The sequence below is a fragment of the Staphylococcus simulans genome, assembly GCF_002902285.1.
GTDB classification, from domain to species: domain Bacteria; phylum Bacillota; class Bacilli; order Staphylococcales; family Staphylococcaceae; genus Staphylococcus; species Staphylococcus simulans.
On record NZ_PPRU01000076.1, the window covers coordinates 1 to 268 of the forward strand.

Genomic DNA, 268 nt, shown 5'->3' on the forward strand with positions numbered 1-268 from the left:
GACGATGCATTGGATTCAGACGGCGCGTCAACAACAGTAACAATCAATAACGCAGATAACTACACAATCGACAGCGGATTCTACAAACCAGTGGTTGCGCCAGAACCAGTACCGGCAACATACAACTTAGGTGACTATGTATGGGAAGATTCAAACAAAGACGGCATCCAAAACTCGAATGAAGTGGGTATCGAAGGCGTAACAGTAACATTGACAAAACCAGACGGATCAACAGTAACGACAGTTACAGATGCGAACGGTAAATATG

1 protein-coding gene is annotated in these 268 nt (G+C 44.4%); it reads left to right on the forward strand.

The genetic code is table 11. The features are described 5' to 3' along the window. Window positions 1-268 (forward strand): SdrD B-like domain-containing protein (locus tag CD112_RS13070; RefSeq protein WP_142380814.1); only part of this gene is annotated, 268 nt, incomplete at both ends.